Annotated in this window: 10 protein-coding genes and 1 pseudogene; 6 read left to right on the forward strand and 5 right to left on the reverse strand. The window is 59.9% G+C overall.

Features of this window, described 5'->3' with window-relative positions; genetic code table 11:
* Positions 1-8 precede the first annotated feature (8 nt).
* Positions 9-1,115 carry a phosphotransferase gene (locus BN2664_RS03485; RefSeq protein WP_007001598.1) on the forward strand — a complete coding sequence of 369 codons (1,107 nt, stop codon included), beginning with the start codon at positions 9-11 and terminating at the stop codon, positions 1,113-1,115.
* 61 nt (positions 1,116-1,176) lie between these two features.
* Here the strand turns inward: BN2664_RS03485 and BN2664_RS03490 are convergent, their stop codons facing one another.
* Complete coding sequence (locus BN2664_RS03490; RefSeq protein ID WP_007001597.1) at positions 1,177-5,133, reverse strand: UvrD-helicase domain-containing protein; 3,957 nt, start codon at positions 5,131-5,133, stop codon at positions 1,177-1,179.
* Complete coding sequence (locus BN2664_RS03495) at positions 5,133-8,738, reverse strand: ATP-dependent DNA helicase (protein ID WP_007001596.1); 3,606 nt, start codon at positions 8,736-8,738, stop codon at positions 5,133-5,135. Before BN2664_RS03495 ends, BN2664_RS03490 begins: the two co-directional genes overlap by 1 nt.
* A gap of 431 nt (positions 8,739-9,169) precedes the next feature.
* On the opposite strand from BN2664_RS03495, the gene BN2664_RS03500 reads away from it, so the two are divergent.
* Positions 9,170-9,391, forward strand: a complete 222-nt coding sequence (locus BN2664_RS03500; protein WP_007001595.1) for a DUF3107 domain-containing protein — start codon at positions 9,170-9,172, stop codon at positions 9,389-9,391.
* A 233-nt stretch (positions 9,392-9,624) separates the two neighbouring features.
* Positions 9,625-11,328, forward strand: coding sequence for a DEAD/DEAH box helicase (locus tag BN2664_RS03505; RefSeq protein ID WP_007001594.1), 1,704 nt, complete (start codon positions 9,625-9,627; stop codon positions 11,326-11,328).
* A gap of 78 nt (positions 11,329-11,406) precedes the next feature.
* Here BN2664_RS03505 and BN2664_RS03510 read toward each other — a convergent pair whose 3' ends face one another.
* Both BN2664_RS03510 and BN2664_RS03515 read right to left on the reverse strand, forming a co-directional pair.
* Complete coding sequence (locus BN2664_RS03510; protein ID WP_007001593.1) at positions 11,407-12,036, reverse strand: MarC family protein; 630 nt, start codon at positions 12,034-12,036, stop codon at positions 11,407-11,409.
* Positions 12,033-12,893 (reverse strand): PHP domain-containing protein, encoded by an 861-nt coding sequence (locus BN2664_RS03515; protein WP_007001592.1) that lies wholly within the window; start codon positions 12,891-12,893, stop codon positions 12,033-12,035. The genes BN2664_RS03510 and BN2664_RS03515 overlap by 4 nt, the downstream gene beginning before the upstream one ends.
* Positions 12,894-12,971: 78 nt before the next feature.
* Between BN2664_RS03515 and BN2664_RS03520 the strand changes: the two genes are divergently transcribed.
* The 3 genes and pseudogenes from BN2664_RS03520 to BN2664_RS03530 all read left to right on the forward strand — a co-directional run bounded on the left by BN2664_RS03520 (position 12,972) and on the right by BN2664_RS03530 (position 16,652).
* Entirely contained in the window at positions 12,972-14,480 is a 1,509-nt protein-coding gene (locus BN2664_RS03520; protein WP_007001591.1) for an aminopeptidase P family protein, read from the forward strand.
* An 80-nt stretch (positions 14,481-14,560) separates the two neighbouring features.
* Positions 14,561-15,778 (forward strand): annotated as a pseudogene (locus BN2664_RS03525) (magnesium transporter MgtE N-terminal domain-containing protein); the annotation flags it as partial.
* Between the two features lie 310 nt (positions 15,779-16,088).
* Complete coding sequence (locus tag BN2664_RS03530; protein ID WP_007001589.1) at positions 16,089-16,652, forward strand: DUF1003 domain-containing protein; 564 nt, start codon at positions 16,089-16,091, stop codon at positions 16,650-16,652.
* On the opposite strand, the gene BN2664_RS03535 is transcribed toward BN2664_RS03530, so the two are convergent.
* Entirely contained in the window at positions 16,649-18,640 is a 1,992-nt protein-coding gene (locus BN2664_RS03535; RefSeq protein WP_007001588.1) for an acyltransferase family protein, read from the reverse strand. The two genes, BN2664_RS03530 and BN2664_RS03535, sit on opposite strands and share 4 nt — an antisense overlap.
* Between the last annotated feature and the right edge of the window lie 294 nt (positions 18,641-18,934).

Raw genomic sequence — 18,934 nt, forward strand, 5'->3', positions numbered from 1 at the left:
TTTGATCCGTGACTAGTTCTCCCTTGCATATCGCGGCCCTCGCAGTTGGCGCCCTGGGCATCGACGTCGTTTCAACCCGGCAACCATATTCAGAGACGGACGATTTTGCGCAGGGAGCGGTGCTCGATTCGCGCGGCAGGCACTGGATTATCAAAGCCCCAAAGAACGCCGCGGCCGCAACGATTTTGGAAGCCGAGGCGGCACTGGCCCCGCAACTTCTGGATGCTTTGCGCGGCGGCGCCCTGCCTTTTGACATTATGCGGCCGGCCGGCTTCGTTGACCTTGAAGGTGGCGGGCGCGCGGTCGCATTCCCCGAGCCCCTGGGCCGCCCGCGGGAGTTCGTCACTTTGCCCCTCGAGCAGGTGCGCGCGCTCGGGCGCGGCTTGGCCTCGATCCATAATCTCGACACCGATGTTATTGCCCGCGCGGGCCTCCCCATGTACACGGGCCCCGAGTGGGCTGAGCGCCTGCAGGCCGAGCTATCAAAAGCCGTGCTCGAGGTGGAGATTCCCTCGATTTTGCGCCGACGCTGGGAAGCGGCCCTAAAAGACGAGGAAATGTGGAGCTTCACTCCCACCGTGGTTCACGGGGACGTCGCACCCGAAAGCTTCCTGTGGTCCAATGGTTCACTTTCCACGGTGCTGGGCTTTGGCGAAGCGGGCGTGGGGGATCCCGCTCGCGATCTTTCGCAGCTTCTCGAGCTCGACGACGACGCGTGGTCGGTGTTTATTGAGTCCTATGAGAACACTCGCGGCCAGGAGCTCACCGACGCGGACTTCAATCGGATTGTGCTCGCCTCCGAAATGGCTATTGTGCGCTGGCTCCTCTACGGGGTGCGCACGCATAACGAAGAAATTCGCAACGACGCCGTGCAAATGCTCGGTGATCTCGCGGACCAGGTCCGTTGGGAGCCGCCGCTCGTTGCCGAAGAGACGGCAAGCCAAGTCCCTGCACCCTCGGAGCCGGCGGCGAGCGGAGCTTTCTCTGCATCAAAGCCCAGCTCCGGCAAGACACTCGATGATTCCCAGCAGAGCTCTGAGCCCGCCCAGGCGAATTCAGATGCCGCGGAGAAGGATGCGGATACCCCGCCACGAGGCGAAAGCTCAGAACAGTAAACATTGCGGGTGGAGCGCTCAGAGCGGCGCCCCACCCGCGTAGTTTTAACCGCGCAAACTCTTAGAAACTCAGCGGTTTACTGGAGAACTTCGCTTCCTTTAAGGCTTTGCGCAGAATCGAAACAATCTCGCTTTCCTCAAGCATGCCGGCTACAAGTTCCTGCTTTTCGGGTTTTTCTCGCAAATAAAAGAATCGGGCCCCAATATTGCCGAGCGGCTCGTTATGGATGACAGACCAGGCGTATCGGTACACCGCGAGCTGAAGTTCCCTACTTGCCAATTGCTTCCCCGTTGGGCGCCTGCCGGACTTCCAATCGATAATCGTGATTGGAGGCTCTCCGGGAATCCCGCTGGAATCCACAACCGCGTCAATTGCACAGCGGATCACCTGGCCGTCTATGACGATCTCGACCGCCTGCTCAATCGCAATTGGCGGGCAGGTAGCCCAGCGCGAATTCTCAAAAGCGGCGAAAAGTTCATCTTCGTCCGCCGTCGAAAACTCGTCATCAACTTCGGAAAAAAGATGGGGCTCGTCAACGTCAAGCGTGGCTTGCGCCGAGTATGATGCCGCAATTCGCGCGTGAAGCTGCGTACCCAAGCGGGCCGCGGCGCTCGGTTCTTGCGGAATGGGCCGGAGCCGATCCTTGGCATAACCTTGCGGATCGGAACTCAAGTGCACGAGATCCGTAGCGGTGAAATACGGCTGGTAGAAGGTTTTTTCGGCTTCTTCCTCGGTGGTGAGCTCCTCCACGGAGGCCTGCAGATTCGCCATATCTTCTGCACTAGGGGCGTAGTGCTCGATGGGAATCCCCCGCACAAGATCGCGCGGCCACTGTATTCCCGCGTCCTCTCCCCAGAAATCAGGTAACGGCGGCAGAGCCGGCGGGCGCAGGATGTCCTCCGGGAAGATCTTTTCCAGCTCGTCAATCTTGTACTTTTCCTTGGCCATTACTTTCAACTCTGCCGGCCAGTGCGCAAGATCCTCGCCCGTCACCAGATCGAGCTTGCCTTCGGCCGCGGCATCCCGCACAAGCTGGAGGAAGGTCGACGCCGCCTTCACCTTGACGCCCTCCGCCGCTTCTTGCATCAGAACGGGAAGTTCGTCCTTTAACCTCTCGAGCTTCTTCACCGAGCTCGCGAGAGCCTTTTTACCTACCTGCGCTTCTTGTTTTTCAATTTCAACAATTTTCTGTTTGATCTTCTCCGGCTGCTTTTCGAGTTCCCGAACCGCTGCAGCCACATCGCCCTCGTCTCGGAATGCGTATCCCGCCAACAAAAGCTCTCTTCCCGATCGCGTGAAGGCAACGTAGGCCAAGCGGCGCTCCTCCTCACTCTCGTGGTAGCGAAGAGCATCTTTAAAGAACGCGTAGGCGTTGCCGAGCGCCACATTGCCTCCCGTTCCCGCAATCCTGAATTGCGGCAAATGCTCGCTATCAGCCCGCATTGGATAGGGAAATATTCCGGCACTCTGCGGCCAGGCGCGCGCGTTGGTTTCCTTGGCAGAGAACTCACCGCTGACGAGTTCTGGAACGACCACGAGGTCTTTCCACTCCAGACCCTTCGCGGCGTGAATCGTCATTATTTGGACGACTCCGGGTACCACTTCCACATCCTCAGAGGCAATTGCTATATCCTCGCCGGCCTCTTCCTCGCCGCCGTGTTCGTGCGCGTCAACCGCATCGAGCCACTGCACCAACTCGCTAAGTCCCGCTCCGTCGTGTTCGTTCTGGTAATTTCGCGCCACAGATATGAACTGGTCCAGCGAGGTGCGAACCCTCTGGCCGCCCTTTGTTCGCGTCGCGGTTACTAGATCAATACCGAGGAGTTTCGCCGCGAGCGCCACCACATCTCCCAGTGGGGCGTGCACCGCCTTACGTAAGCGATCCAATACCTCCTCGAGTTGCCTCAAGCGCGACCATCCCTCGGCCGTAAACGTCGCGCGCAACGCCTCACTTCGCGAGGATGGAAGCACGGCAAGCGCCTCGATGAGGTTGGATTCATCGCGGGCCGAGAGCTTCTTTTCTTTCTCTTCCGTATCCGTCCACTTCGAAATTGAAAACTGGGCGTATTGCCTTGCCCAGTTTCCGAGGGCGCGCATATCTTCCACGCCAATGTTCCAGTGCACGAGCAAACGCACCAATAAATCAACCCGACGCGGATCAGCCACCACACCGAGCGCGGCCCGGAGCGTTACGATTTCTGGCCGTTCAACGAGGGAGTCACCCCCAACAGTTTCATATCGAATCGTTTTCCCCGTGGGATCCGCGCTCCTGAGGGCCCGAATCACCGCGTCAAAGTAGCGACGTTTCCGGCACAGCACCACAATTTCAGCCGGGCCGCGTTCTTCTTTACCCGCCGCCTTACGTGCCAGATTCTCCTTTTCAACTGCCTTGATGGTCTCGAGGATCTTCCAGGCAATGGCGCGATAGGAATCTTCCCGCATCAGCGGCCGCACCTCGGTCACTCGCCCGGTCATGGCTTCCACGTTCCCGTTCTTATCCTTCTTCGCCGGCCGAGGTTTAAGTTCGACGACGTCGACGCTGTGCGGCAAGAACGACTTATCAAGCCGTGGAATCTCTTCGTTTCGTAGCGGCGCGATCTGCCCCGGTATTGCGGTGACGGCATCTGGCGTCAGTAGTCCCACCTGAGCTAGAGATTTCCTTTCTTCCAGCACGGCATCGCGGTAGTAGTCCGGGTCATAGTCGGGGGCCGGGCCGGTGTGGAATCGCATATCATCAAGGGGCTGGGCAACCGCGTTCCCGGCCGCGAGGACGGCCAAATCGTTTCGGAAGGCGGTTGAAAGAGTCAATCGCTCCACGTCGCGTTCGCCACCGCCAGATGCTCTCGCGTACCGATCAAGTGCCTCCCTAGTGAGATTCTCGAAGTCCTTTAAGGCGGCGGCGCTTGCCCCTCGCCACCCGTAAATAGCCTGGTTAGGATCTCCCACCGCGGTGATGGATCTAAAACCCTCAAAATGTGCGGTGAGCGCGGTCATAAGGAAATTAGCTTGCGTCACCGAGGTGTCTTGGTACTCGTCGAGGAGAACGAGTTTGTACCGCGAGGTCAATTCGTGGGCAATTTCCGGGAAGTCAGCGACGATCTGGAAAGCGGTCGCCACCTGGTCGGCAAATTCGCTCACCTTCAGCTCTCGCTTCCGCTGGAAATAGCGCTCGACAATCTCAAGAAGGGCCAGCTGCTTACGGCGCGTTTCTTCGCTCTTCTTGAGCTGCAACCAACCGTTATCAGATGCTCTCCGATGCCTCTTCAGCGAAGCCTTGAACCTAATCTCATGTTCCTTTGCAAACTCAAAAGCCGCGCTTTCTTCGGCGATGAAATCGCCAACTTTCGAGACGCCATCCGCTTCGAAACTCAGGCCGTTGTCAATAATGGCGCTTGCCAGGGCAAGGGCGCTTTCGGTCGCGCTTCGAGGCGTCATATCACCGAGATTCTCCGCGAGGGAATTCGCGGGGGTTTCCGCCACGACCTCGCTCATAATCTGGAAACGCTCCGCATCCGTGATAAGACGCGTCATCGGGTCCACGCCCACCAAAATTCCGTACGTGGAGGCGATTTCCGCCGCGAAGGCATTGTAGGTAGAAATTGTTGGTTGCTTGAGAGTGCCGGAAAAACCGCCGCGCTCAGCACCTAGCGAAGGCAGATAGACCAGGGATTGCGCCACTTGGTTGGCGAGGTTGCCCGCGGCTTTGCGAGTGAAGGTTAAACCCAGAACCTCGCCCGGCTCGACGTTTCCGCGTGCCACATGATAGGCAATGCGTTGCGTCATGGTGGTGGTCTTTCCTGAACCTGCACCCGCAATCACCAAAATTGCGGGGCTATCAGAAACGATGACCTTTCTCTGCTCCTCGGTGGGGAACCGATACGCAGCCCGAGCCGCAGCATCACGTTGGTTCGGCGAGGGCACGGGCCGGCCCTTAGCTATGATTTTCCACAACGTTTCGTCCTCGGAGGCTCGGCGCCCGTCATTATCAGTAGCCGCCATACTTTCCTGATATTCCATTACGAAAAAAGTCTTCCCTCGTCGGTCAGCGGGCTAATGAAACGAAGCACGCCTTTGCTATGGTCTTCTTCCTCGCGCACGGGCACATACGTCTCGCGCTTCAGTTTTGCGGCAATAGAAATCCGCTCTTCGGCACGCTTGAGTGCATTCTCATCCAATGGATCCTGCTCGCGAGTGAAAATCTTGCCTTCTCGATCGGTATAGCGCGGATAAACAAGACGCGCCCCGCCTAGAGTTTTCCCGGCTTGTTTCAGTAGCCACTGATAGATCTGCATCTGTGGGTTGTCAGCTGCCGCTTCCGCCGTCGGTCGGGTCTTCCCCGTCTTGATATCAACAACTTCCGTCGATCCACCTTCGGTTAGTCGCCGATCGATTTTCCCGAAAACCTTGCAATAACTCCCTGCGGGCCCGTCTGCATCAAGCGGCACCTCGGTTTGCACTTCGAGACCGGATTTTCCGTAATCGTCTTGAAGCATGTTTTGCAAGACACCAACCATGCCCTCCGCGATTTTAAAGTCATGCTCCTCGAAATATCCCTCCGGATCTTTTGGCCAAAGCTCCTTTAGACGCGCCTCCATCGAGGTGAGATCGGGATTATTCGAAAAATCCTGGGCAATCGAGTGAATGATGGTGCCTAGGTGTGCCGCTCGTAAGTCCGTCTCGGAGCGCGCACCAATTTCCGAGATGAAGCCGCCCAGTGGCGATTCGAGAAGGCCTTCCACCGCCGATGGGCTGACGCTGACTTTTGCGAGAGGCGCATCTCCGGTGCCTGATTCCCCAGCGCCCTGTTTTCCGTCGCTTGGTTCCACCGTGCGCGGTTTTCCGTCGCTTGGTTCCACCGTGCGCGGTTTTCCGTCGCGCGGTGCTACGCCCTCCGATTTACCGGCGCCCGCAGTGGTGTCCAGTGAATCAAACCAGAAGCTCTCTTCTGCTTCCCGAACGTGTGCTTCCCGAAGTCGTTCAAGATTTGCCCGACTCGCCTCCACCGATGCATCTGCGCGTCGCGCGGATTTGGCTTCGCCGGCGGGAAAAATCGCCGCTGCCGATCCGCCCCGAGACTCGCTACGCGGTACCAATTCCGATTCTTCTCCACTCACCTCTGCAATGATCCTACGCAGAAGCGCCACGGTAGCCGTTGCATCCAACGTGCGTTGCCCGTGTGGCTGATCCACCACGGGCACGCTACCCAGGGGTCGCGTGAGACCCCACTCGTCGGAGTTGAGATCCCGCCCGCGTACGTGGGGCCGGCGGTTTTCCTCCCCCGCCACGGCGGCGCGTTGCCCGGTTACGCCCGCGGCTGGGCCAATGGGCGCCGGAGCAGAAGCTCCCGCCCCGCGAGTAGAAAATCCGAGAACCGGGAAAAAACGAGATGCGTGGTCGGATTCATTTTCAACCGCGGTGACGAGCACAGATTCGCTCGCCCTAGAAACCGCAAAGTAAAGCTGACGCAGTTCATCGTCAAGCACATCATCCACTTCCGACGCCGGCGCCACCGCGGATTGATTCTCCGGGATTCGCCCGGTGACGATCTTGGCCAGCAAATCGGTGCCCGTAAAGGCATCACGCGGCCGAAGATTTGGCCACGCACCCTCATTGAGCCGCGGAATAACCACGTGCTTCCACTCCCGGCCCTGGGCTGATGACGGAGTGCTGAGAGCCACGGCGTCGGTGGTAACACCCAGACGGGCAATGGAATCTTCCGGAAGGTCCTGCGATTCCACCTCGTCAAGCAGTCGCTCGATTCGAGTATTTGGGTCGCGGTCTGTAAGTCGCTGCGCGATTCTAAAGAGCCGAATGATCGCATCCAAGTTTTCATTCGCTGATTCGGCCTCAATACCGCCCTGTAAAGCCTCAGCCCGCCAGGCTTCAGCTCTTTTCGCGCTGTCCCACGCCGTCCAGAGCACCCGTTCGGCGCTCATATTCTGATCTTCCCCACACTGTCGGATCTGCGCGAGGATCTTCGCCACTCGTAACATCTCCGGAACGATCTCTGTTTCCTCGCCCAGCGAGCGACTACCCAACAGAACTTCCCGCCGCAGGTCAGATTCAGGAGTATGTTCGCCGCGATTCAGGGCCCAGGCACGTAATCTGCGTCCTTCGCGTTTTATGGTCAAGGGGTCCACCCCAAGAACTGGTGAGCGTAAGAGGGCCTCAAAATCCACCTCTGCCGCATCAACGAATTGGTTCTCTCCACTACTGAAAGCTGCGCGAACAAGCTCTAGAAGGGATGCCACCGCGGGGTTAGCGCGCAACGGAAGATTCGATCCGATTTGCTGCATGGGAATTCCGCGCCGCACCAGGGCATCGCGTATTGCCTCGTGACTCGCCCGCGACCGCGTAATAATCGCGATGTCGGAGTACTGGCAACCTTCCGTTCGATGCAAAGTTTCCACGTAGGAAGCGAGGTAGGCGTTCTCTTCTTCCTCATGTCTAAAGCTCGCGCCGCGTAGTTTTCCACGCGTGGCTGAAGCATCCGATTCGGTGTTGCGGGAAACGCTCGGGGCACCACCCGCAGCCTTCTCACCCTGCCCGCTGCCCACAACGGCTTGGCGCTGGCGAAATGTGCCGCCCGAAACCTTCAGGGCACTGGCAAGGCGCTGTTGCACCGCGAGAAGGCGGCCCCCGCTTCGACACTGTTGACGCAAGTAAACCGGTTCCAGGCCCAAGCCCCCGAACTCTTTCGCCTTCGTGAGGTCACCCGGCAGGGAGGAGACCGCACCGCGGAAACCTTCAACGCACGAATCGGGATCCCCGGCGGTAATGATGCGGGCGCCGTCGCGCATGAGTTGGCGTAGCAGAAAAATAATTGAGCGCGGCGCGTTTTGCACGTCGTCAACGATGATGACGTCCCAACGCGGGCGTTCTGGCCGGCCGCCCTGGTAGCGCGACGATGCCCGCACATTGCTCTCCCAGTGGGCGAGATTGTCGGATGCCGTCAGCACAAGCTGAGCGTGATCCAATCGATCTGGGGCATCCGATTGCCCTCCAGAATCAGACATCTCTGACACCGTGGCGTATAGTTCCATAATCTGCGCAACCGCTTTCCACATCTGCGCATGTAAAGGAGAGACATTCTCTCGACCGGCAAGATCGCGTAGTTCACGCGGGGAAATCCCTAGTTCACGCGCGCGCGTCATGAGGTTGCGTATCTGTTCCTGGAAACCGGGTAGCGCGCGGATTTCCGCACTCACAAAGGCGGGGAAGCTAATCTCTTCGCCAGCTACCGATAAGATTTCCCGGAGCCGAGCGGCCTCATCCGGCCCGGAAATTAGCTCCGGATCCCGCCTACCCACGGCCTGTGCGTACATTTGGACAAGTGAGTAAGCAAACGCCGTCAAGCTCTGCACCGAGAGCAACTCGCTACGGTAGCCGAGGCGTGCCGTCACCAAATTCCGCAACAGGGAAGCCGATTCCCGATCCTGGGTAATCACGGCGACTCGGCGCTGTTCTTCTTCCGCGGCAATAGCCAACTGCGTAAGGAGGTACGTTTTCCCGGTGCCCGCCGCTCCAATAATGCTGGCGTTTTTCCGCTGTGCTAGTGCAAACGCCGCCGCCTGCGACTCGTCTAGATGCGCGAGCTGGCCCCCTGCCCGGTTAGCGTCCACCTCGTCCTCCCGCGTTCACTCAAAATCTCCGTTAATTCCAGCCTGCCGAATGGCCGGAAAATCGGCCCGCCACCGGCAATTGCCGGTCTGCCTCGGCGTCGGTATAAGGATAGCCTTCACCTCCGACACACTTTTGGGTGCATTGCTTTCGGGTTTCGGCGTCACGTTGGTTGACCGTTTATTTTGAAGAGGAGTCGAGTTTGGCTTCCCGCGAGGGTTTTAGTTCCGGATACGATAGGGAACGGTTCAGCGATTGGTGAAGGGATTTGCAACCCGGCGCTTTCCTGTCAAAGATTTCCCACGAACGATCTCGGCATGGTCCGAATCTCGTAGGAACGCAGATTCATATCGGTTCCGTTTCGGAGTAGCTACCGTTTCGGAGCAGCTACCGATTCCGAAGACATAACCGTTTCCGAACACTTGGAGGAGCAATGGAAGTCATTATTGGTTTTCGTCAGAGCACGCGCGATCTTAATGTAGAAACCGAGGCGAGCGCCGAGGAAATTCGCGCCCAGATTGCCAAGGCATTGGAGCCGGGCGGGATCCTCACCCTTAAGACGAAGAAGGGCGGAGATATTATCGCCGCCGGCGAGGCGATCGCTTTCGTGGAGATTCGCGAAGCCGAAAATCGCCGCGTTGGTTTTGGCCTCTAAATAATTTCATCTGAGTGGCGGCACGCTCCGCCCTCATCAGCGCCCGCCTGGCTAATGTGTCTCGTTTTGCCGGGCGGGCGCTTCTATCCCCTACTATTAAGAGCGGTTGCCCGATCGTTTGACGATTGATTTTTAGCTTTACTTTCCGAATTTCCACGATCGGCTACCCGGCGGTAACTACATTCACGTTTCTCTACCGCAGCCGGCAGGCGCCTCGCGCCAGGAAGGAAAATATGTCTCAGGAATCATCTGCCGCGTCCTTTACCGAGGTCGACGACGACGCCGTGGCCGTCGAAAATGCCACCGGGCAAGAAGAAACTCGTACCTTTGCTGATTTTGGAGTCTCGGAAGAAGTGACTCGTGCACTCGCCGACGAAGGAATTATTCATCCCTTCCCCATCCAAGCTCTCACTTTGCCGGTGGCACTTGATCGCCACGACATTATTGGCCAGGCAAAAACCGGCACCGGAAAAACCCTGGGCTTTGGTATCCCGATGCTTGAAAACACCATTGGCCCGGGCGAAGAGGGTTGGGAGAAGATCCCGGAAAAGAACCAAGGGCTACCCCAGGGCCTTGCTATTCTGCCCACTCGCGAACTCGCGAAGCAGGTGGCAAACGAGCTACGAATGGCCGCCGCTCACCGCAGCGTGCGCATCGTCGATATTTACGGCGGGCGCGCTTACGAGCCCCAGCAGGAAGCCTTACGCCGCGGGGCTGAGATTGTGGTGGGAACTCCCGGCCGCATTATTGACCTCATGCGCCACGGCTCCCTGCGACTGGACCACGTCAAGACGCTGGTACTGGACGAAGCTGACGAAATGCTTGATCTCGGCTTCCTTGAGGATGTGGAGACGATTCTCTCGCGCGTTCCCGAGCGGCGTCACACCATGCTTTTCTCCGCCACTATGCCCGGGCCGGTGATTTCCATGGCTCGCCGGTATATGTCGAAGCCAACCCATATCCGCGCCTCCGCCCCCGGCGACGATACGCATACGGTGAAGAATATTCGCCAGATTGTTTACCGTGCCCATGCCCTCAATAAGGACGAGGTTATTGCGCGAATTTTGCAAGCGCGCGGGCGCGGTCGCACCCTTATTTTCACTCGCACGAAGCGCTCGGCGGCGCGTCTGGCGGAGGATCTGGAGCGGCGCGGTTTTGCTACCGGAGCCCTCCACGGCGATCTGGGGCAAGGCGCCCGCGAGCAAGCGTTGCACGCCTTCCGGAACGGGAAGGTAGACGTTTTAGTAGCCACTGACGTGGCGGCGCGCGGCATCGACGTCGACGACGTTACCCACGTCATTAATTACCAGTGCCCCGAAGACGAAAAGATTTACGTGCATCGAATTGGCCGTACCGGACGCGCTGGAAACAAGGGCACCGCGGTAACGTTCGTCGATTGGGATGACGTTACGCGCTGGAAGATGATTGATAAGCAACTCGGGCTGGGAATGCCGGAGCCGGTGGAAACGTACCATACCTCCGAGCATCTGTATTCGGATCTGGATATTCCCGAGGCCGCCGGCCCGCGGCTACCCGCTTCTCAACGCACCGCCGCCGGGCTGGATGCCGAAGAAGTGGAGGATTTGGAAGGCCCGCATAAGCGCAGGAACGCGAAGGGTTCCCGCCACGGAGCGCGGGCTAAGGGTTCGCGATCCGGCCACTCAGGCCGGGCAAGCTCAGGCCGGGCGAGCTCCGGTAAGACGCGCTCCCGCGCCGGTAGTCCAAAGCGCTCCTCGCGCGCCGGTGAATCCCGCGATAGCAAACGATCCGAGCCTCGCGCGGCGCGGCGCACAGCGTCCGAAAACACCGGCGGCCACAAGGCAAAGACCAGCGGAGCCAAGGGGCAAAGCGGTCAAACCCGGAACGCGAAGGCCCAGGGAACAAAGAGCGGTGCACCGACCCGCCGTCGTCGCCGGCTCTCCTTCGACGATATTTAGGCGCCTCGCTACCGAGGCACAAACAAAAGGGCCGGCCCCGAGAAAACCCTCGGGGCCGGCCCTTCATAATCGAGGTATTTAGAAGGAATTGACCACCACGGTCACGCCCACAATGATGAGTTGGACGGAAATAGCGGAAAGAAGCATACCGGCGATGCGGGTGAGGAAGACGGTACCGCCGTCACCGAGCACCCGGCGCACCGGGTTGGCGAAGCGGAAGACCAGTAGCTCGCAGATATGAAGAAGCAGGAAGGCCGCGCCCACCGCGAGCATTCCGCCCACTACCCCGGCACTGGAATTTCGCGCGTCTTCCACCGCGATCATAATGGCCACAATTGCTCCTGGCCCGGCCATAAGCGGAACGGCAAGGGGCACCAGCGCCACGTTGATTTTCATCTGCTCGGGCGTTGGTTCCTTCTCATTATTCCCATTCATGAGCTCTAGAGCCACGATGAGGAGCAGGAGTCCACCGGAAATCTGCATGGCTTCCACGGAGATTCCCAGCAGGTCAAGAATAAAGCGGCCAAAAAGCCCGAAGGTGGCGAGCACTATTCCCGAGGTGAGCACCGCCTGCCAACCAATTCGGTTGCGTTCGGCATGGGTATTGCGCTGGGTGAGCGCCAAAAAGACGGGAAGTGCTCCGAGTGGATCCGCGATTACAAAAAGCGTTGTAAACGTGGTGAGGAACAGGGCAACATCAAATGTCACGGGCGAATGACCTCCAGGTACGTTCCGGCGACGAGGTCCTCCACAATGGTCGGAGCGGTGGTGTTTTCACCGAGCCGGTTCAATTTACCGGCTCCATGGTAGTCACTGGCGCCAAAGCGTGCCAAGCCGAGGCGGTGAGCATGTTGCCACAGTTCCGACGCCATTTCGGCGTTATTTTCCGAATGGTCGATTTCGACGCCGAAGAGGCCGGCCTCGGCGCACACGTCCAAAGCCCGCGGCGGAATGACTCGGCCGCGCTGGGGCGCCGCCGGATGAGCCATCACGGCTTTCCCGCCCGCTTCTACTATCCACTCAATGGCCTGGGTTACCTCGGGTGCGTAATAGGGCAGGTAGTAACTTGATTTGGGGGCCAGGATTTCAGCGAACGCCGCCGAGCGATGCGGAACAATCCCGAGTTCCACCAGCGCATCGGCAATATGCGGGCGGCCAATGGTAGAGCCTGGCGCGCTGACGGATACGACGTCGTCCCAGGAAATCGGGAAATCCACAGCGAGCCGGCGCACGATTTCTTTCGCGCGCTCAATACGCGAATCGCGCACTTCGCGGATATGTTGTACCAGCGCAGGGGCGCTGGGGTCGAAAAGATAACCGAGGATATGGACGGTAATACCCTCGAAACGCGAGGAGATTTCCATGCCGCGTAGCAGCGCCACGCCGGTATCCGCCACGCGCACTGCCGCTTCTTCCCAGCCGGAGATCGTGTCATGATCGGTCAAGCCAATGGCGGTGAGGCCGGCGTCGCGCGCCTCCTCCATCAGCTGAGCGGGGGTGACCGTCGAATCGGAGGCGGTAGTGTGCGCGTGGGTATCGGTGCGGGAAAAAACGTTCGCGGGCATGCGCTCAGCCTAGCGTGTTCGCTACCGGTCACCTTTTACCTGCAACATAAAACACCCAGGAGTGCGATAATCAGCAATATGGCCAAGGAACAAGAAAACGAAAAACAGGTACTCAAGGCACGCGGTAATAACCGCTCGCAACAGCCTTCGTCCGCGGAGTTCCGCGAATTTATGGGAAGCGACTGGGGCCCGCGGCCCGAGCCGCGTTCGCGCGCTGAGGTGGCTGACTATCTGCCCGCGCGTCACGCCGCACTGTCAAAGCTTTTCCCCGGTGAGCGACTGGTGATTCCCGCCGGCGAAACCAAGACGCGCTCTAACGACGACGACTACCGCTTCCGCGCCCACAGCGCCTTCGCGCATATGACGGGAATGGGTGAAGAAAAAGAACCCGGCGCCGTTTTGGTTTTCAATCCGCTGGAAGAGGGCGGTCACGAGGTAACACTTTATATTTATCCGCGCGCCTCGCGTAGCTCGGAAGAGTTCTACGCCGATTCCGCGCACGGCGAGTTCTGGGTGGGAGCGCGCCCCTCACTCAAGGACGTGCAGAATGAAACCGGGATTAAAACCGCCGACGTGGGAACCCTTAAGGATGCGCTGTCCAAGGATCTGGGGCAAATCCAGATGCGAGTGGTCCCCCAATCCAGCGTCGAAATCGAGGGCCTCGTTGAGGAGCTGCGCGCCCAGGCTGGCCAAACCCAGAACAATGCTGAGCTCGACCTCGAGCTCGCGCAGGGTCTAGCGGAAATTCGCCTGCGCAAGGACCCGTGGGAAATTGACCAAATGCGGCGCGCGGTTGAGGCCACGCGTTCCGGTTTCGACAATATTATTGCTTCGCTTCCCGCGGCCGTGGCGCATACCCGCGGTGAGCGGGTGGTTGAGGGCGCTTTCTTCCAGCGCGCCCGCGAAGCCGGAAACGGTCTCGGTTACGAAACCATTGCCGCCTCCGGCAACCACGCCAACACCTTGCACTTCCAGGACAATAACGGCCCGGTGAAGGACGGCGACCTCATTTTGGTGGACGCCGGAGTAGAACTCGATTCCCTCTACACCGCGGATATCACCCGCACCCTGCCGGTTTCTGGCAAGTTCACCGCCGACCAAGCCGAGGTGTACCAGGCCGTTCTCGACGCGGCGAACTACGCTCTGGAAATTGCCAATAAGCCCGGCGCACGTTTCCGTGATTTGCACGCGGCGGCGATGGAAGTTTTGGCTGATCGCTTGGAGAAATGGGGAATGCTACCCGGCACGGCCGCCGAGTCGTTGGCGAAGGACGGCCCGCAGTGGCACCGGCGCTGGATGCCCCACGGCACCTCGCATCACCTGGGCATTGATGTGCATGACTGCGCTGCCGCGCGCCGCGAAATGTACGTCGACGCCAAGCTGGAGCCGGGCATGATCTTTACGATTGAGCCGGGCCTGTATTTCCGCTCCGACGATTTGAAGGTCCCCGAGCACTTCCGCGGTATCGGGGTGCGAATTGAAGACGATGTGCTCGTCACCGACCACGGTGTGGAGCGGATCTCCGAATCAATTCCTCGCACCATTGAGGGCGTGGAAAACTGGATGCAGGAAATTCTGGGCGCCTAAAGCGCGCCGCGTGAAAGGATAGGCGGGGCTCGCGCCCCAGTGGCCAGCCCCGCCCGCCGCACCGCAACGAAGGAGGCTTTATGTCCAGCTCATCTCGCGTCTTTGTGGGGCGCCTGGCCGGAACCAGAGTGTATGATCCCGCCGGCGATGCGGTTGCGACGGTGGCGGATGTGGTGGTGGTGTTCCGCGTGCGCGGGGAACCATCCGCCGTCGGCCTCATTGTGGACGTGGTGGGGCGGCGGCGCGTGTTCCTTCCGCTCACTCGCGTCACCTCCATCGCTAACGGCCAAGTCATTACCACCGGCTTCCTCAATATTCGGCGCTTCCAGCAGCGTCCTATGGAAACCCTGGTGGTGGCCCAGCTCCTGGATCGCGAGGTGACGATTCGCGAATCCGGCCAGCGGGTAAGCGTTGTGGACGCCGCGATTGAAAAAGTCAGCCCGCGCGAATGGAGCCTCACTCATTTGTACGTGCGCGGAACCGGCGCCGCCTCGCGCAAATCGCGAATTGTGAACGTGCGCGACGTCGCCGGCCTCGCCTCCCCTACCCGCTCGCAGGGGGCGGCCACCATCGTGGCGCAAATTGGCGATATGCGCCCAGCGGACGTTGCCGATTTACTTCGTGACCTGCCCGAACAGCGTATGCAGGCGGTTGCCCGCGAACTCACCGACGAACGCCTAGCGGACGTCCTGGAGGAATTGGGAACCGACGACCGCGTGGCGGTGCTGGCGGGCTTGGATGTTTCCCGCGCCGGTGACGTGCTCGACGTGATGCAGCCCGACGACGCGGCCGACCTGGTGGCTGACCTACCCACCGATACCGCGGCACTCCTGCTCGAATCCATGGGCGACGACGAAGCCGCTGACGTGCGGCGATTGCTTCGCTATGACGAGCGCACCGCCGGTGGTCTGATGACGCCGAACCCAATTATCCTCGGCCCCGATGCCACCGTGGCGCAGGCCCTCGCTTCGGCCTCCCGCCGCGATATTCCGCCCGCTCTGGCCGCCATTGTTTTTGTGTGCCGACCGCCGCTGGAAACACCCACCGGCCGCTACCTGGGAGCAATCCACCTGCAGCAGGCCCTGCGCGAACCTCCAACCACCCTGCTGGGTGCGATCCTTGATACCGATGTGGTCGGAATTGATCCCGAGGCGTCCATTGGCGCCGTGACCCGCGAGCTGGCTACCTACAATATGACGGCCATTCCCGTCACCGACACGGGCTCGCTTCTGGGCGCCGTCTCCGTCGACGACGTGCTCGATCACCTCCTGCCCGAGGACTGGCGCGAAGTGGATGAAGACGAGTGGCGCGAATCCGAACAGCTCCATCACGATGGGCCGCATTCCTCGCCATCGCGGCTCATCCCGCAACCGGCGGGCCAGTCCTCGCCTCCTATCCCCGCCTCGGGGATAGAGCGGGCCCGGGCCCTGCTCAAACCGCATCCGGCCCCGGCCTCCGCACTGGCGTCGTCGAGAATAACGGCGTCGGGAACGGAAACGCCGGCGACGGCTTCCGCACGCGAGGACTCGGCGCGGCCGGACAACACCGCTAAAAAGTCTCAGGACAGCGCCCGCGAGGGCGAGGCGAACCAGAAGGAGGGGTTGAACGATGTCGAGTGAAGAATTCGATAAGCCACTAGAACGGCGCCAGCGCTGGTTTAAGCGCCGGCAACGCGACCCCGAAGCCACCGGGCGGTTGGCCGAATCAATTGCCCGCTTCCAGGGGACCCCGAGTTTCCTGGTCTACCTGTCGATTTTTGTGGCCGCCTGGATTATTTGGAATACGATCGCACCCGAGCACCTGCGTTTCGATTCAGCGGCCTTCGGATTCACCGCACTAACGCTGATGCTCTCACTCCAGGCCTCCTACGCCTCGCCCCTCATCCTTTTGGCACAAAATCGCCAAGATGAGCGAGACAAGGTGGCCAATGAACAGGATCGCCAGCGCGCGGAACGAAATCTGCACGATACCGAGTACCTTATCCGCGAAATCGTGGGCTTGCGCATCGCCATTGGCGAGCTCGCTACCCGTGATTTTGTGCGTTCAGAACTCAACGATTTGCGTGACGAATTGGATGAGAACCGGGAGATTCGCCTGGCCGAACGCGAGACGCGCATTGCCGAACTCCAAGAAGAGCTCGACAAGCTCATTAGCGAACGGGAAAGCGATTAGAAGCTTCCCAGCGCGCGGATGACTTCCGCGGCGTACATTCCCGCCGCGGTGCGGTTCGGGTGCACGTGGTCGCCGGCCAACATATCGGTGTGCTGGGCGGCGATTGACGCCCAGTCCGCCACCCGCACGTTCGGATTCGTCTGCGCAATCTGCTTGATTTTCTCGTTGGCCGCGCCAATCCACGTCTTACCCGCCGGTCCGTAGCCGGTAACCAGCACGATGCGGTGGCCCTCCCCCAGGGCGGCCTCCACGGCCTGCCAATCCGCATCGGTAATGGTGCCGTTGGTGGCCAATGCCAATACAACGTAGGGCCGCAGGGTGCCAGAGTTGCGCATGGCGTTAATAATCCCGGGCGCGGGCTTAATCGACCGCGACACCTCGCCGTCCACCGCCATATTCGGCATTTTTTCCTTCAGCGCCGGAGCTGCCGCCACCGTCACCGAATCACCAATCACCAAAACATTCGAACCATCGGGAGCCACCGGCTCAAAATCCGTGGCGGGCTGGGGCGCATCCGGGGCACCCGGGTTGGCCGGATTGCGCGAATTGCCCGCTTCGCCTGCTGAATTCTCTGCCGAGCTCTGCGAGTCGGCATTATCTGTTTGCGCGGGCGCGGGTGCCTCTGCTTCCGGCTCGTCGCCCTCGGTAGGGGTGTCGTTTTCGCCCGGAGCGTTTTCGCCTTCTTCGCTTTCGGCGTCGCCGGTTTGAGAGGCGTCTCCGCTTGCCCCGCCGCCGGTGCCCGCGTCGAGCGCTTGCTCGCCGGCCTGCACGTATTCTTCCGCGGTGGAAAGCGGTTTGGACGCCACCAGGGACCACCCGGCAAGGAGAAGCACCGCGGCTACGAATGCTGCTACCACCCGTGCCAGCACGCCTCCGGTGAGCAACCACTGCCGCCCGCGGGTGCGAATCCAGGCTATGAACCCTTCGCGACGAATCGGGGTTTCGATATAAGTAAATGAAAGGTGGGCGAAAAGCACCGAAAGCGGGATAACCACCAGTGCCGAGATCCAGCTATTGGGGTGGAAAGCGTAGAAGGAAAGGGCGATAAGCGGCCAGTGCCAGAGGTAGATCCCGTAGGAGCGATGCCCTAGCCACACCATGGGCTTGCTCTCCAACACCCGCGCCAAGCGCGGAGCCGCCGCGTCTTGCCCGCCCAGTAGCGCCACCACAATGAAGCCCGCCAGCAGGCTCGCCAGCACCGAGCCCCAGGGGTACATGAAGCGGGAATCAGCCACGCTCACTCCGGCCACCACCAGGGTGGCGAGGGCGATCCAGGCACCAATCCCCACGTACCGTTTGGCGGACTTGGACATTTGCGGTGCCGCGCCCTCGATGGCGCGCGGCAGAGCGAAAGCAATCGCCGCACCGACCATCAGGCCGAAAGCGTGGGTATCGGTTCCTACGTAGGCGCGCGTGGGGTCAGCGGCGCCGCCGGCCAGGATCTGGTACCAGATGGCGGATACTCCGCCCAGGGAAAGTGCGATCCACGGCGAAACCTTTCGCGAAGCAAGCATCACAATCAGCCAGACAAAGAATGGCCAGAGCAGATAGAACTGTTGCTCGACGGCCAGAGACCACATATTGGTGAGAAGCTTGGGTGATTGCTCTTCGAAGTACGAGGAGCCATTAGCGATCTGGAACCAGTTGTAGGTTCCCGTCACCGCCCCGAAGGACTGCCAGCGCAGTTGCACAAGCGCATCCCCGCCCACCAGGGCCGCCAATCCGAGGGTACCAACGGTGGCGACCACAACCGCCGGGGTCAGACGCCGCACACGTTTCCCCCAGAATCGCTTGAGGTTGATGCGCTTAGTTTCCAGATATTCGCGCTGGAGCAACGAAGTGATCAAGAAGCCGGAGAGCACAAAGAACACGTCCACTCCGATATATCCAATTCCTCCGGGCAAAATATGGAAGAAAAGGACAATAAACGCCGCAATTGCGCGCAGTCCATCTAATCCGCGCACTCGCGTACGTTGCTTTACTTGCACCTCGTGCCTCCTCTCGAGCGTTGCTAGCGTACTTCGTAGCAGACATATTCAACCGCCCCGACACCGTTTTTTCACTAGATTCGTCGCACATCACTTTCGTTATAACGACGGCGTTATTTCCCCGTTATTTCAAAGTTATCTGCCATACTGCTGAAGCCTCTTGACGCCCCTTTTTCATCCTTTTGGATGAGTTCTCAACCAGTCTTTTTCTCCCCTGTTGTGCCTTGCTCCTCACCCCGCTCAGCGGCGCACCCAGCGCCGCGCACGTATAGCCACCTCCTTACATCAGATGTG

Source organism: Actinobaculum massiliense (assembly GCF_001457435.1).
Taxonomy (GTDB): domain Bacteria; phylum Actinomycetota; class Actinomycetes; order Actinomycetales; family Actinomycetaceae; genus Actinobaculum; species Actinobaculum massiliense.